General features: G+C 55.2%; 14 protein-coding genes. 5 read left to right on the top strand and 9 right to left on the bottom strand.

The genetic code is table 11. The features are described from left to right. The 9 genes from ACIQ0R_RS05625 to ACIQ0R_RS05585 form a co-directional block, all read right to left on the bottom strand. A partial coding sequence (locus tag ACIQ0R_RS05625; RefSeq protein WP_395824732.1) for a biotin/lipoyl-containing protein occupies positions 1-635 on the bottom strand: 635 nt, incomplete at its 3' end. Between the two features lie 95 nt (positions 636-730). After that, positions 731-3586 (bottom strand): 2-oxoglutarate dehydrogenase E1 component, encoded by a 2856-nt coding sequence (locus tag ACIQ0R_RS05620; protein WP_395824729.1) that lies wholly within the window; start codon positions 3584-3586, stop codon positions 731-733. Between the two features lie 426 nt (positions 3587-4012). Then, on the bottom strand, positions 4013-5317 hold the full coding sequence (gltA, locus tag ACIQ0R_RS05615; protein WP_395824726.1) for a citrate synthase: 1305 nt from the start codon (positions 5315-5317) through the stop codon (positions 4013-4015). Between the two features lie 109 nt (positions 5318-5426). Continuing rightward, positions 5427-5696 (bottom strand): succinate dehydrogenase assembly factor 2, encoded by a 270-nt coding sequence (locus ACIQ0R_RS05610; protein WP_395824723.1) that lies wholly within the window; start codon positions 5694-5696, stop codon positions 5427-5429. Between the two features lie 116 nt (positions 5697-5812). Then, the gene (locus tag ACIQ0R_RS05605; protein ID WP_395824719.1) at positions 5813-6526 is read right to left on the bottom strand and encodes a succinate dehydrogenase iron-sulfur subunit; all 714 of its coding nucleotides are present in this window, start codon (positions 6524-6526) and stop codon (positions 5813-5815) included. Between the two features lie 72 nt (positions 6527-6598). Then, on the bottom strand, positions 6599-8377 hold the full coding sequence (sdhA, locus tag ACIQ0R_RS05600; protein WP_395824716.1) for a succinate dehydrogenase flavoprotein subunit: 1779 nt from the start codon (positions 8375-8377) through the stop codon (positions 6599-6601). A gap of 2 nt (positions 8378-8379) precedes the next feature. Further along, entirely contained in the window at positions 8380-8745 is a 366-nt protein-coding gene (gene sdhD, locus ACIQ0R_RS05595) for a succinate dehydrogenase, hydrophobic membrane anchor protein (RefSeq protein ID WP_395824712.1), read from the bottom strand. Then, the gene (gene sdhC, locus ACIQ0R_RS05590) at positions 8746-9156 is read right to left on the bottom strand and encodes a succinate dehydrogenase, cytochrome b556 subunit (RefSeq protein ID WP_395824709.1); all 411 of its coding nucleotides are present in this window, start codon (positions 9154-9156) and stop codon (positions 8746-8748) included. A gap of 167 nt (positions 9157-9323) precedes the next feature. Then, positions 9324-10109 carry a GntR family transcriptional regulator gene (locus tag ACIQ0R_RS05585; RefSeq protein WP_395824706.1) on the bottom strand — a complete coding sequence of 262 codons (786 nt, stop codon included), beginning with the start codon at positions 10107-10109 and terminating at the stop codon, positions 9324-9326. A gap of 148 nt (positions 10110-10257) precedes the next feature. Here ACIQ0R_RS05585 and ACIQ0R_RS05580 point away from each other — a divergent pair, with 148 nt between their 5' ends. The 5 genes from ACIQ0R_RS05580 to ACIQ0R_RS05560 form a co-directional block, all read left to right on the top strand. Next, complete coding sequence (locus tag ACIQ0R_RS05580; protein ID WP_395824703.1) at positions 10258-10464, top strand: hypothetical protein; 207 nt, start codon at positions 10258-10260, stop codon at positions 10462-10464. Between the two features lie 214 nt (positions 10465-10678). Then, the gene (locus tag ACIQ0R_RS05575) at positions 10679-11668 is read left to right on the top strand and encodes a malate dehydrogenase (RefSeq protein ID WP_395824700.1); all 990 of its coding nucleotides are present in this window, start codon (positions 10679-10681) and stop codon (positions 11666-11668) included. A 173-nt stretch (positions 11669-11841) separates the two neighbouring features. Next, entirely contained in the window at positions 11842-12813 is a 972-nt protein-coding gene (locus ACIQ0R_RS05570) for an HpcH/HpaI aldolase/citrate lyase family protein (RefSeq protein WP_395824697.1), read from the top strand. A 53-nt stretch (positions 12814-12866) separates the two neighbouring features. Further along, on the top strand, positions 12867-13355 hold the full coding sequence (locus ACIQ0R_RS05565) for a hypothetical protein (protein WP_395824694.1): 489 nt from the start codon (positions 12867-12869) through the stop codon (positions 13353-13355). A 14-nt stretch (positions 13356-13369) separates the two neighbouring features. After that, a partial coding sequence (locus ACIQ0R_RS05560; RefSeq protein WP_395824691.1) for an aconitate hydratase occupies positions 13370-14897 on the top strand: 1528 nt, incomplete at its 3' end.

Raw genomic sequence — 14897 nt, 5'->3', positions numbered from 1 at the left:
GATTGCGATTGCACCAGACGCTCGGCGATACGGGCGCGCAGGCGGCTCATCGGCACGCGCTCTTCTGGACGGTCATCCTGGTTCGCTTGAGTCGGCGCGGCGACTTGCTGCAGAGCTGGCTTGGCCGCTACCGGCGCTAATGGCGCAGGTGTCGGGGCAGCCTTGTTGGCTATTGCGCCAAGAGCGTCGCCCTTGGTAACGCGGCCGTCTTTGCCGCTGCCGGCGACCTGCGAAGCGGACAGATTATTTTCTGCCAGTAGTTTCGCTGCGGCCGGCATGGCGATCCCGGCCGCCGAATTCGATTGCAATTCAGGCGCAGCAACCGGTGTCGGCGCATGGCCGGCTTGCGGCGCAGGCACAGCCGTCACTTCCATCGGGCTGACCTTGGCCAAAGCGTCGGTATCGATAACCGCGATAACTTCATCGGCCACCACGGTGCTGCCGTCGGTCTTAATCAGTTGCACGATGATGCCGTCGGCTGGCGCCGGCAACTCCAGCACGACTTTATCTGTTTCGATGTCGATCAGATTTTCGTCGCGCTTGACCGCATCGCCGATTTTTTTATGCCATGTCAACAAAGTCGCTTCGGCGACGGATTCCGACAATTGCGGAACTTTTACTTCAAGAAGTGCCATTTAATTCTCCGATATTCCATGATCACGGGACAGAGTTTAAGAGACGCCGTAACGCGGCGAATTACCCTGTCCCCAATTGATTAACAAGACGTCGATTATTTCGTCAGGACAAAGCCTTTGAGCTTGGAAAATGCCGTATCCAGCAACGCTTTTTGCTGCGCATAGTGCTTGTCGTAGTAACCCACGGCAGGCGATGCGCTGGCTGGACGGCCGGCATATGCCAGCTTTTGACCGTCATCCAGATTTTCAAAAATGTTGTGCTGAATCTGCAGCCATGCACCCTGGTTTTGCGGCTCATCCTGAGCCCATACCAGCTCGTTGAAGTTCGGGAACTGCTTCAGTTCGGCAGCGAACGCCTTGTGCGGGAATGGATACAGTTGCTCCAGACGGATAATTGCGACATCTGTCTGAGCGCGCTCTTTACGTGCATTGACCAGATCGTAATAAATCTTGCCCGAGCAAGCGATGACACGCTTGACTTTCTTGGCATCGATCTTGTCATCGACTTCACCGATAACGGTCTGGAAGCTACCCTTGCTAAAGTCGGACAACGGCGAACCGGCATCCTTGTTACGCAACAGCGACTTCGGCGTCATGATCACCAGCGGCTTGCGGAACAAGCGAATCATCTGGCGCCGCAGCAGATGGAAAATCTGTGCCGCAGTAGTAGGCTGCACCACTTGCATGTTGTTGTCAGCGCACAGTTGCAGATAACGTTCCAGACGTGCCGACGAGTGCTCCGGACCCTGGCCTTCGTAACCATGCGGCAGCATCATGACTAAACCGGAAGCACGGCCCCACTTCACTTCGCCGGAGCTGATGAACTGGTCGATAACGACTTGCGCGCCGTTGGCGAAATCGCCGAATTGCGCTTCCCAGATGGTCAATGTGTTTGGCTCTGCCGTGGAATAGCCGTATTCGAAACCGAGCACCGCTTCTTCAGACAATACCGAGTCGATCACCTTGAACGGCGCTTGCTGCTCGGAGATGTTTTGCAGCGGAATATAGCTGCCTGCATCCCAACGCTCACGGTTCTGATCGTGCAGCACCGCATGACGATGGACGAAGGTGCCGCGACCGGCATCCTGACCGGTCAGGCGCACCGCATAGCCCGACGATACCAGCGAGGCGTAAGCCAGATGCTCACCCATGCCCCAATCGAGATTGAGTTCGCCCCGGCCCATTGCTGCACGGTCGTTCAATACTTTCTCAACCAGCGCGTGAACCTTGAAGTTTTCCGGCACGGTCGTGATGCGGCTGGCCAAACGCTTCAGTTCTGTGGCCGGCACCGCTGTATCGGCGGCATCAGTCCACTTACGGTTCAGGAACGGCAACCAGTCGACTGCGTACTTACTCTTGAAATTGGAGATGACAGGATCGATGGTGTGCTTGCCCGCGTCCATGGCATCGCGGAAGGCCTTGACCATTTCATCGCCCTCATCCGCGCTGATGGTGCCTTGCGCGACCAGCTTGTCCGCATAAAGCTTGCGGGTGCCTGGATGCTGACCGATCTTCTTGTACATCAGCGGTTGTGTCAACGCCGGCGTATCTTGTTCATTATGGCCCAGCTTACGGAAGCAGATGATATCGACGACGACATCCTTCTTGAATTCCATGCGGTAGTCGAGCGCGATCTGCGTCGCGTACACAACCGCTTCAGGATCATCACCGTTGACGTGCAATACCGGCGCTTCGATCATCTTGACGACGTCTGAGCAATACAGTGTGGAACGGGAATCGCGCGGATCGGAAGTGGTGAAACCGATCTGGTTGTTGATCACGATATGCACGGTGCCGCCTGTGCCGTAACCACGCGTTTGCGCCAGACTGAGGATCTCCATGACGACACCCTGGCCAGCAAATGCAGCATCGCCGTGCACCAGAATCGGCAGCACTTGCGAGCCGTCGCTGTCGCCGCGGCGCTCCATACGGGCCTTGACCGAACCTTCAACCACAGGATTGACGATTTCCAGGTGCGACGGGTTGAACGCCAGCGAAAGATGCACTGGCCCGCCAGGGCTGGTGATGTCGGACGAGAACCCTTGGTGGTACTTGACGTCGCCGGCAGGCAGATCGTCGGCGTGCTTGCCTTCGAATTCTGCAAACAATTCTTGCGGCATCTTGCCCAGGGTGTTGACCAGCACATTCAAACGGCCGCGGTGAGCCATGCCGATGACGATTTCCTGAACGCCTTTTTCGCCTGCACGCTGGATGGTTTCATCCAGGGCTACGATGAAGCTTTCGCCGCCTTCGAGCGAGAAGCGCTTCTGACCGACATAACGTGTATGCAGGTACAGCTCCAGACCTTCAGCAGCAGTCAGACGGTCAAGAATGTGTTTTTTCTTTTCCGTAGTGAATACCGGCGCCGAACGAGTCGACTCAAGACGTTCTTGCATCCAGCGTTTTTCTGTCGGATCGCTGATGTACATGTACTCAGTACCGATCGAACGACAATAAGTCTCACGCAAAGAATTGAGCAAATCACGCAGAGTCGCCGTTTCATGACCGAAGTAGGTATTGCTGATGTTGAACACGATGTCCATGTCGGCATCGCTAAAGCCATAGAAACTCGGCTCCAGTTCTGGCAGAGTGGAACGCTCCTGACGTTGCAACGGGTCCAGATTGGCCCAGCGCGAACCGAGATAGCGGTAGGCAGCGATTAATTGCGTTACAGCAACACGCTTGAAGCCCATTTCAGCATCGGCTGAAGCAGAGATAGTACGGATCGGGCCTTGCTTGGCGCGCTCGGCAAACGAGGCGATAACGGATGCGTGACCAACGTCTGGCTTGTCGGAGCCGTCGACCGCAGGTACATGCTGCATGGCGTCAAAATAAGCACGCCAGTTGTCGGCAACTGAACCGGGATTGTCGAGGTAAGACTCGTACAGCTCTTCAATGTACGGTGCATTACCTCCGAAGAGATAAGAATTAGAGCGGTATTGTTGCATCATCTTGCTCACCTTTCTTCGCGTTTCGCGAGATTAGCGGGTTAACATAACCTTCCGCGACACGGCCTGACCGGTTAGCGGATTGCACATCAAGTTGTGGGGAAGGGCTCTATTTAAAACATTATTTTTACAGCGTTACTTTTACAGCATTCTTTTTACTAGCATTTTCAATTCCGGTGTTGCCATGCCTGACCCTCAAAACATGCTTGCCGCTTGCATGCCTTTGCCACCGTAGGCTAAGCGCGCTTTTCTGCACAGACGGCACCAAAATAACAGCATCAGCGAGAGCATAAATGCCCACTCTACCCGCTCCAAATCGGTACAGGATAGGAGCATAGCATAACCTGTGGAAACACAAACAGCGAATCGATGGATTCGCTGTTTGTGTTGTATCAGGATATCAACAAGCCCTGCTTTTACTACTGCCAATCAACCGCGCCTATCGATTGCGGGCACGTCACGGGCTGGCGAACCAACGAACAACTGACGTGGACGGCCGATTTTTTGCTCCGGATCCGAAATCATCTCGTTCCATTGGGCGATCCAGCCGACAGTGCGTGCCATGGCGAAGATACCGGTGAACAGCGAGGTCGGGATACCCAGCGCGGACTGCACGATACCGGAGTAGAAATCGACGTTTGGATAGAGCTTGCGGGAAACGAAATATTCGTCTTCCAGGGCCACTTTTTCCAGCGCCATCGCCAGCTTGAACAATGGATCGTCATGCAGACCCAATTCGTTCAGCACTTCGTAGCAAGTCTCACGCATCAGCTTGGCGCGCGGATCGAAATTCTTGTAGACGCGGTGACCAAAGCCCATCAGCTTAACGCCGGAGTTCTTGTCTTTCACCTTGGCGATAAACTCAGGGATCTTGTCGACTGTGCCGATTTCCTTGAGCATGTTCAGCGCCGCTTCGTTGGCGCCGCCGTGTGCCGGACCCCACAGGCAAGCAATGCCGGCAGCGATACAGGCAAACGGGTTGGCGCCGCTCGAACCAGCCAGACGCACGGTCGATGTTGAAGCATTCTGCTCGTGGTCGGCGTGCAGCGTGAGGATACGATCCAGCGCACGCACCAGTACGTCGTTGACCTTGTACTCCTCGCACGGAGTCGAGAACATCATGTGCATGAAGTTGGCGCTGTATGACAGTTCGTTACGTGGGTACACGAACGGCTGGCCGACGTTGTACTTGTATGCCATGGCGACCAGAGTCGGCAGCTTGGCGATCAAGCGGATAGCCGATACTTCGCGATGACGCGGATTGGTGATGTCCAGCGAGTCATGATAGAACGACGACAAAGCGCCGACAGTGCCGACCAGCACTGCCATCGGATGTGCATCGCGGCGGAAGCCACGGAAGAAGAATTGCATCTGCTCGTGGACCATAGTGTGCTGGGTCACGGTAGCGTCGAATTTTTCCTTCTCGGCGGCAGTCGGCAGTTCGCCGTTCAGCAACAGGTAGCAAGTTTCCAGGAAGTCGCAATTGACCGCCAATTGTTCGATCGGGTAACCACGGTAGAGCAATTCTCCCTTGTCGCCATCGATGTAAGTGATCGACGAATTACATGCCGCAGTCGACATGAAACCCGGGTCGTAAGTAAATTTGCCGGTCGCGCCATAGAGCTTGCGGATATCGATGACTTCAGGGCCGACAGTGCCCTTGTAAATAGGAAATTCTACGAATGGGCTGCCATCGGAAAACGATAGCGTGGCTTTTGTATCTGCGGTGGTCATGACTCTCCCCTCAATCAAAAGGTGTCTCTAAATCAAAAAAACAAAAGACTTGTTTGCAAGCTGTTCGACATCTGCGACGCTGGGCGCCGACTTAAGATATCGTCGCGCTTCAGGCATTGCGTATTCTGGCTAACAGAGCATGCACTTGCGGCAAATCCAGCAGGCCGTCCGGTTCTTTACGGACCAGTAGCAAATCCATTAGCGCATTATCGGACAGCCCCATCAGGCGTGTAAAAGCGTCGACATCGTCATCCGTCATACCGGCTTCGTGGGCATCCAGAAAGCGTGTCAATATCAAATCATTCTCAAGCAAGCCACGCCTGGCACGCCAGCGCAATCGGGCTCGGTTTGCGGGATCAGCTTGATGAGTAATAGACATGTAGACCACTTATTCTATTTGATAGCGCCGCTCGACGTTGCCGACGAACAGTTCCAGATTGTTACAAAAAACAGGGCAGGAAGACTGGTCGGCCCTCCTACCCTGCTATGTCTCTCTTACACTGACCGGCGAACCATCAATTCCTTGATTTTGCCAATCGCTGCGTTCGGGTTCAATCCCTTAGGACAAACGTCGACACAATTCATGATCGAACGGCAACGGAACAGGCGATATGGATCTTCTAGGTTATCCAAACGCGCGCCGGTTGCTTCGTCACGGCTGTCGGCAATGAAGCGATAGGCTTGCAGCAAACCGGCAGGACCGACGAACTTGTCAGGATTCCACCAGAACGACGGGCAGGAAGTGGAGCAGCAAGCGCAGAGGATGCACTCATACAGGCCATCGAGTTCCTCACGCTGCTCCGGCGATTGTAGACGCTCTTTTTCCGGCGGGATGTTGTCGTTGATCAGGAACGGCTTGATCGAATCGTATTGCTTGAAGAATTGCGTCATATCGACGATCAGGTCGCGGATCACCGGCAGACCTGGCAACGGCTTCAGGACGATAGGCTCGGTCAGCTCATTGAGGTTGGTGGTGCACGCCAGACCGTTCTTGCCGTTGATGTTCATGGCATCGGAACCGCACACACCTTCACGGCAGGAGCGACGCAACGCCAGAGAATCGTCAACGTCAGCCTTAATGCGCTGCAATGCATCCAGCAACATCTTGTCGGTTGGCAGCAGTTCTACTGTCAGATCCTGCATGTAAGGCTTGGCGTCCTTATCAGGATCGTAGCGGTAGATTTTAAATTTCAAAGTGCGTGATGACATGGCTATACCTTTTTATAAATTGTGCGACAGAGTTGCAGGCCATCATGTGGCAAGCGGCTCTGCCGCGACAAATCAGAACGTGCGTGGCTTTGGCTTGAAAGTATCAACTGTCAGCGGCTTGGTAACCACTGGCTTGTAGTCAAGACGATTACCTTCGGAGTACCACAAGGTGTGCTTCATCCAGTTTTCGTCATCACGCACCTCATAATCGCGATGCGCGTGGGCGCCGCGCGATTCTTTACGAGCTGCCGCCGAAGTAATGGTGGCCTTGGCAGTTTCGATCAGGTTATCCAGCTCCAGCGCTTCAACCCGCGCTGTATTGAACACCTTGGACTTGTCCTTGAACGCAACATGCTTGCGACGTTCATCGAGGACCATAATTTCCTTGTAACCTTGCTGCAGCAACTCGTCGGTACGGAACACGCCGCAATAGTGCTGCATGGCCTTGCGGATATCGCCGGCGACATCTTGCACACGCTCGGAACCGGTGCTGCTTTCCAGCTTGGCCAGGCGCGCCAGAGCGACGTCGGCGGCATCGGCAGGCAACGCCTTGTTGCTGCGCTCCTTGAGCTTGCTTGCAACAATGTGATTACCTGCAGCGCGGCCGAACACCACCAGATCCAGCAGCGAATTGGTACCGAGACGATTGGCGCCGTGCACCGATACACAGGCACATTCACCGATTGCGTACAGGCCGTTGACGACGGCGTTCGGGATACCGTTCTTCGGCACCACGACCTGCCCGTAGACGTTGGTAGGAATACCGCCCATTTGATAGTGGATGGTCGGCACCACCGGGATCGGCTCTTTTAACGCATCGACGTTGGCGAACTTGTGGCCGATTTCCAGAATCGACGGCAGGCGCTTCATGATGGTTTCAGCACCGATATGGCGCAGATCCAGCATCACGTGACCCTTGTGCGGACCGCAGCCGCGACCTTCCTTGATTTCCTGGTCCATCGAACGCGAGACGAAATCGCGCGGCGCCAGATCCTTCAGGGTTGGCGCGTAGCGCTCCATGAAACGTTCGCCGTTGGCGTTGATCAGGATACCGCCCTCGCCACGCACACCTTCAGTGATCAGCACGCCCGCACCAGCGACGCCGGTTGGGTGGAACTGCCAGAATTCCATGTCTTCCAGCGGCAAACCTGCGCGGGCAGCCATACCCATGCCGTCACCGGTATTGATGAAGGCATTGGTCGAGGCAGCCCAGATACGCCCTGCGCCGCCGGTTGCCATGACCGTGGTCTTGGCTTCCAGGATCATCACATCGCCGGTTTCCATTTCCAGGGCAACCACGCCGATGACGTCGCCTTCGGCATCGCGTACCAGATCGATGGCCATCCACTCGACGAAGAAATGGGTCTTGGCGCGCACGTTGCGCTGATACAACGTGTGCAACAGCGCATGGCCAGTGCGGTCAGCTGCCGCGCAAGCGCGGGCAACCGGCTTTTCGCCGAAGTTGGCCGAGTGGCCGCCGAACGGCCGCTGGTAAATGGTACCGTCGGCGTTACGGTCGAACGGCATGCCGAAGTGTTCCAGTTCATACACAGCCTTAGGCGCTTCGCGACACATGAACTCAATCGCATCCTGGTCACCCAGGTAGTCCGAGCCCTTTACGGTGTCGAACATGTGCCAGTACCAGCTGTCTTCCGACATGTTGCCGAGCGAGGCGCCAATACCGCCCTGTGCAGCAACTGTGTGCGAACGGGTCGGAAACACTTTCGACAACACCGCAACATTCAAACCAGCTTCGGCCAATTGCAGGGAAGCACGCATACCGGATCCGCCGGCACCAACGATTACCGCATCAAAGCGGCGTGTAGGAATTGTGGATTTGATAGCAGCCACGATTACACTCTCCACAAAATCTGCGCCGCATATCCGGCACAAGCGACCAACCACAGAATTGTGGCAACTTGCAAGACCAGGCGAACACCAACCGGCTTGACGTAATCCATCCATATATCACGCACACCAATCCATGCATGAAAAAACAGCGACATGAGGGCCACAAATGTAACCAGCTTGAACCACTGATGCGCAAACAATCCGGCCCAGCCTTGATAGCTAAAATCGCTGGCGGTCAGAAAGCAGACCAGCAGAATGACGGTGTAGATCCCCATGACGATGGCTGTGAGGCGCTGCGCCAGCCAGTCTCGCAAACCGTAATGCGCGCCAACGACGAGGCGCTTTGCTCCGATATTATTGTCTGCCATTTAGAATGCTCCGAACAGTTTCAATGCAACGATCAGCGCCAGCGGCACGCTGACGACCAGGACAGCCGCAGCCGATTTGCGCGCACTGACTTTATCCAGACCAACGTGGTTATCCATGATGAGGTGGCGAATGCCGGCGCAGAAATGGTGCAGATAGGCCCATGACAGGGCCAGAATGACAAGCTTCACGAACCAGTTCGAGGTAAAACCCTTGAAGTAGTCGAAAGAGCTTTCAGATACCAGACTCTTGTCCAGCAAAAACAGAATGAAAGGCAAGAGCAAAAACATCAACAGGCCGCTGATGCGGTGCAAAATCGAAATAATGCCCGCCAGCGGCAAGCGGTAACCGACAATTTGAGTAATGTTTATATTACGAAACTGTGGCCGGTTTGGTTTCGCGGCTTCAGACATAACAGGGTTCTCCTCAGTTTAAAAATTTGCTGCAACTGCAATCCCGCAATTTTCGCCAATTTTTGTGCACCACAGCAATAGTTATTATTCAATATCAAAAATAATCGCCAGCCCACCACAACCACAGGAGCATAGCGCCAATCGGCCAACTCCATTGAGTAATCTGACTAACTTAATTCGTTCTGGTAATGATGATGACTGGTCACATACAAACCACGCCGCACCTCTACCGGCTTGTCGCCGTAAGTAAAGGAAACACGCTCAACACACAACAACGGCGAAGACTCCTCAACGCCCAACAACCCGGCCGCATCAACGTCGGCGCAGGCAGCACGGATCTGCTCGGTAGCGCGAATCATACGTGTGCCGAACTCGGTTTCGAACAAACCGTACATCGGCCCTTTGTATTCAGCCAGACGCTCTAGCGTCAGCGTTTTGAACAATGCCCCGGGCAGCCACAAATCCTCAAGAATTGTCGGTACGCCATCAAACGCCAGCACCCGCTTTACATAAACCACAGAATCGCCCGACTTCATTGCCAGCAAACGTGCAATTTCCGCAGGCGCACGCAGACGCTTAAGTTCAATGATTTTTTTATCAGTAGTTTGCGCCTGGTCGCTGTCGGGCATGAGGCGCAGAAAACGAAACTGCGAGCGCGCCTCGTGATGGGTGGCAACGAAGGTGCCCTTTCCCTGGCGCCGCACCAGCAGGTTTTCGGCCGCCAGTTCATCGATCGCTTTGCGCACGGTCCCTTGACTGACCTTGAAGCGACTCCCCAGCTCGACTTCGCTAGGAATCAACTCTCCCGGCTTCCACTCGCCGGACTGCAGGCGCTGCATGATCAGCGTCTTAATTTGCTGGTAGAGCGGACTGAATGTCGGAGACACCCCAGGAACAATGGCGCTCGGGCCGGCTGGGTCACTGCTGCTCACATTGGACGGGATGGAACTCATGACCTCGGATTTCACCATAAAACCTATGCCGTCGTCCAACAAAAAATAAGTAATGATATGTCTTATATAAGACATAAGATACTCATTGACATACTATTACATACTATTCCTGCACGCCTACACTCGCCGGCAACCACAGTACCAGAAATTGCACGCCGCTGCCGCCGCAATCAATTTTGACGCAAGGGATGAAAAATCGGCTTTCCAGCGCGCCGAATCGGCACAAAACAAACTGACGAACGAGGCTTTCGCCGGTATGATTAGAGGCTACGTATCAGGTCAAAGATTTTTACGTCAAAGATTGGCAGCGCAGCTTTTTAAGGACGGGCAGGCTTTTTTGCAATTCAGCGGTTAAGTGTTTTATAGGAATAGTTATTGGCAGGACAACTCAAGACAGTTCGCCACGCCGCACAGGCCATCGCACACTGCCGCACTGATTTGTACTGACTGGCACTGACTGGCACTGACTGGCACTGACTGGCACTGACTGGCACTGACTGGCACTGACTGGCACGCAGTTATTTTATTAGTTTAGATATCGCTTTCCATCACTTCTCTGGAGATTCAACATGGCTAAATCCCCTATGCGCGTTGCCGTTACCGGCGCCGCTGGTCAAATCGGTTACTCCCTGCTGTTCCGCATCGCCAACGGCGACCTGCTCGGCAAAGACCAGCCGGTCATCTTGCAATTGCTCGAAATTCCTGACGAGAAAGCACAAAAAGCGCTGAAAGGCGTGATCATGGAAGTTGACGATTGCGCTTTCCCGCTGTTGGCTGGCATTACTGCCCACAGCGATCCACTGACCGCATTCAAGGATGCCGACGTTGCCCTGCTGGTCGGTGCTCGCCCACGCGGCCCGGGCATGGAACGCAAGGACCTGCTGGAAGCCAATGCACAGATTTTTACCGCACAAGGCAAGGCGCTCGACGCCGTCGCTTCGCGTAATGTCAAGGTGCTGGTGGTTGGCAACCCAGCCAACACCAACGCTTACATCGCCATGAAGTCGGCGGCAAGCCTGCCAGCCAAGAACTTCACAGCCATGCTGCGCCTTGACCACAACCGCGCGTTGTCGCAGGTTGCAGCCAAGATCGGCAAACCGGTTTCGGCTATCGAAAAGCTGTGCGTGTGGGGCAACCACTCGCCAACCATGTACGCCGACTATCGCTACGCGACTGCGGACGGCGCCTCGGTCAAGGATCTGATCAACGACCAGGTCTGGAACAAGGACGTGTTCCTGCCGACAGTTGGCAAGCGCGGTGCGGCCATCATTGAAGCGCGTGGCCTGTCGTCGGCAGCATCAGCCGCCAACGCAGCGATTGACCACGTGCGTGACTGGGTATTGGGCACCAACGGTAAATGGACTACCATGGGCGTTCCTTCGGACGGTTCGTATGGCATCCCTGAAGGCACCATGTTCGGCTTCCCAGTGACTACTGAAAATGGCGAATACAAAATCGTTCAGAGCCTGGAAATCGATGAATTCTCGCAAGAGCGCATCAACATCACGCTGAAAGAACTGCAAGAAGAGCGTGACGGCGTGAAACATCTGGTCGGCTAAGCATCAACGTCGGGTGGGTACGCTGTGCCCACCCGCGCAACATGCGCACCTGCCTGATTAAATTTTGATCCAGAATGAGGCATGTGCTGCGGTTATCGCCTTCACGTGTGGGCACTTTGCGCCACCCTACCCGCTACGGTTGATACTGACCTGCAATCAATAGAAATTTCGCAATGCACCCTACCGAGGTCTTATTCCTAGGCAAGCAAGAACCGGTTTCCCTACCGGTCTGCGATCATTACGCCGGCGCTGAAAAGCTCATGCGCAAGTCGCTCCAGCTGCAACAGGAACTTGGCCCGGTATTCGACATCACTTTCGACTGCGAAGACGGCGCCAGCGCAGGCAATGAAGCCGCTCATGCGCAACTGGTAAGCAGCATTATTGCCGGCACAGAGAATCGCTTTGAGCGCATCGGCGCTCGGGTTCACGACAGCGGCAGCAGTTTTTTCGAACAAGACATCCGCATCATCTGCCAAGGTGCAGCCAAGCGGCTGGCCTATTTGATGCTGCCCAAGGCAGAAAGCCTTGGCGAGGTTCGTAGCGCTATCGACCTCATCAATCACCACGCAAACCTGGCTGGCCGTCAAGCACTGCCGATTCACGTCCTGATAGAAACCCATGGCGCGCTAGCCGATGTATTTGGCATCGCCGCGCTGCCGCAGGTGGAATCGCTATCGTTCGGCATTATGGATTTCGTTTCGGCCCACTACGGCGCCATCCCTAGCGATGCAATGCGCGCGCCGGGACAATTCAGCCATCCGCTGGTGACACGCGCCAAATTGGAAATCGCCGCTGCCTGCCACGCACACGGCAAGGTGCCTTCGCATAACGTCACTACCGACATTAAAGACATGGCGCTGGTTGCCGCCGACGCCCGGCAAGCCCGCAGCGAATTCGGCTATACGCGGATGTGGAGCATTCATCCGCAGCAAATCCGCGCGATCTTACAAGCCTTTACCCCGCCGCTTGCGGAAATTACCGAGGCGGCACAAATCCTACACGCAGCCCAACGCGCCGCATGGGGCCCGATACAGCACCAAGGCATACTGCATGACCGCGCCAGTTATCGCTATTACTGGAGCGTCCTGCAGCGCGCCAAACAGAGTGGCATTGCAGTACCTGAAATCGCAACAACCTTGTTATAACCGTATCTTGCCATCTCAATGTATTACGGCAAGTGCACTAAGGAACATTTGAAATGAAGAAGAGTCTGTCCATCCTAGTGCTGCTGTGCGCCGGCCTAGCCATCGCTGCGCCGCAAGTGCAGGCTCAAAGCAGCAGCACCAAGACAACGACCAAGAAGAGTGTCAAGAAAGTTGCCCCAAAGGCTGCCGCTGCGGAAGTTGACGACGGCGAAGATGAAGGCACGCCTGATATCAAGACCGCTGCTGCTGTCGACTACCACTGCGAACTGGGCAATAACCTGACAATCTACACCAACACCGAAGACGATAAGCACATCGCGCTGCGCTGGGGCAAATCCCTGCACCGTCTGACCCGCGTGCCGACTACCACTGGCGCCAACCGCTTTGAAAACCGCAAATATGGCCTGCTATGGATCGGCATCCCGGCCAAAGGCATTTTGCTCGATTCAAAAAAGGGCCAGCAACTGGCTAACGAATGCAAGTCCCCGGAACAAGAAAAACTACCGGCCGCGGCTTCCGCCGACTCGGCAAACAGTTTGTAAATCAAGGAGAAATCATGTCCCACAACACACTGAATACACTCAAGGAATTCAAGATTTCCGACTCCAAAAAGGGCAAGTTCTACTCCTTGCCTGCACTGGAGAAAAAGCTGGGTATCAATATCTCGCGCTTGCCGATTTCCATCCGTATCGTACTGGAATCGGTGCTGCGTAACTGCGACGGCAAGAAGGTTACTGAAGAGCACGTCAAGCAACTCGCGAACTGGGCCCCAACCGCAGCACGGACTGATGAAATTCCGTTTGTCGTAGCGCGCGTCGTGCTGCAAGACTTCACCGGTGTGCCGCTGCTGGCCGACCTCGCCGCGATGCGTAACGTCGCCGCCTCGCTGGGCAAGAACGCCAAGAACATCGAACCGCTGGTGCCGGTTGATCTGGTGGTGGACCACTCGGTACAGATCGACCATTTCCGCGAAAAGAAAGCACTTGACCTGAACATGAAACTGGAATTCCAGCGTAATAACGAGCGCTACCAGTTCATGAAATGGGGCATGCAAGCATTCGACACGTTCGGCGTCGTGCCTCCTGGCTTCGGCATCGTTCACCAGGTCAACCTGGAATACCTGGCGCGCGGCGTCCACAAGAAGGATTCGGTCTACTATCCGGACACCCTGGTCGGCACTGACTCGCACACTACCATGATCAACGGCATCGGCGTAGTCGGCTGGGGCGTCGGCGGTATCGAGGCAGAAGCCGGCATGCTGGGCCAACCGGTGTACTTCCTGACCCCGGACGTAGTCGGCGTCAATCTGACCGGTCAACTGCGCGAAGGCGTCACTGCAACCGACCTGGTGCTGACTATTACAGAACTGCTGCGCAAGGCAAAAGTGGTGGGCAAGTTCGTCGAATTCTTCGGCGCAGGCACCGCCTCGCTGAGCCTGACCGACCGCGCCACCATCGCCAACATGGCGCCTGAATACGGCGCCACCATGGGCTTCTTCCCGGTCGACGATGCAACTATCGACTATTTCAAGAGCACTGGCCGCAGCAAAGCCGAAATCGATGCGTTCGCCGGCTACTTCAAGGCACAAAACCTGTACGGCATTCCAAAAGCTGGCGACATCGACTACACCACCGTGGTCGAACTCGATCTGGGCACGGTTGCACCATCGCTGGCGGGTCCAAAGCGTCCGCAAGACCGTATCGAAATCGGTCGCGTCAAAGCCAATTTCGCTGAACTCTTCAGTAAGCCAATCGCAGAAAACGGCTTCAACAAAAAGATCGAAGATCTGGATGCAACGTACACCACCACTGACGGCGTCAAGCTGCAAAACGGCGATGTCCTGATCGCGGCCATTACTTCTTGCACCAATACATCCAACCCAAGCGTCATGCTGGCGGCTGGTTTGCTGGCCAAGAAAGCGGTCGAAGCCGGCCTTAAGGTACCTGCGCACATCAAGACTTCGCTGGCCCCTGGCTCGCGCGTGGTCACCGAATACCTGGAAGCGGCCGGCCTGCTGTCGTACCTGGGAAAACTCGGCTTCGGCGTCACAGCGTACGGCTGCACAACCTGTATCGGCAACGCCG

Source organism: Collimonas sp., from assembly GCF_044339385.1.
Taxonomy (GTDB): Bacteria; Pseudomonadota; Gammaproteobacteria; order Burkholderiales; family Burkholderiaceae_D; genus Collimonas.
This window is presented reverse-complemented; position numbering and strand designations above follow the sequence as displayed.

What these genes read in the sequence shown, in the direction of transcription:
- ACIQ0R_RS05610 (WP_395824723.1), bottom strand. Translation starts at nt 5,696, where the DNA reads ATGTCTATTACTCATCAAGCTGATCCCGCAAACCGAGCCCGATTGCGC.
- sdhC (WP_395824709.1), bottom strand. Translation starts at nt 9,156, where the DNA reads ATGTCTGAAGCCGCGAAACCAAACCGGCCACAGTTTCGTAATATAAAC.
- ACIQ0R_RS05575 (WP_395824700.1), top strand. Translation starts at nt 10,679, where the DNA reads ATGGCTAAATCCCCTATGCGCGTTGCCGTTACCGGCGCCGCTGGTCAA.
- gltA (WP_395824726.1), bottom strand. Translation starts at nt 5,317, where the DNA reads ATGACCACCGCAGATACAAAAGCCACGCTATCGTTTTCCGATGGCAGC.
- ACIQ0R_RS05570 (WP_395824697.1), top strand. Translation starts at nt 11,842, where the DNA reads ATGCACCCTACCGAGGTCTTATTCCTAGGCAAGCAAGAACCGGTTTCC.
- ACIQ0R_RS05585 (WP_395824706.1), bottom strand. Translation starts at nt 10,109, where the DNA reads ATGAGTTCCATCCCGTCCAATGTGAGCAGCAGTGACCCAGCCGGCCCG.
- sdhD (WP_395824712.1), bottom strand. Translation starts at nt 8,745, where the DNA reads ATGGCAGACAATAATATCGGAGCAAAGCGCCTCGTCGTTGGCGCGCAT.
- ACIQ0R_RS05565 (WP_395824694.1), top strand. Translation starts at nt 12,867, where the DNA reads ATGAAGAAGAGTCTGTCCATCCTAGTGCTGCTGTGCGCCGGCCTAGCC.
- ACIQ0R_RS05620 (WP_395824729.1), bottom strand. Translation starts at nt 3,586, where the DNA reads ATGATGCAACAATACCGCTCTAATTCTTATCTCTTCGGAGGTAATGCA.
- ACIQ0R_RS05605 (WP_395824719.1), bottom strand. Translation starts at nt 6,526, where the DNA reads ATGTCATCACGCACTTTGAAATTTAAAATCTACCGCTACGATCCTGAT.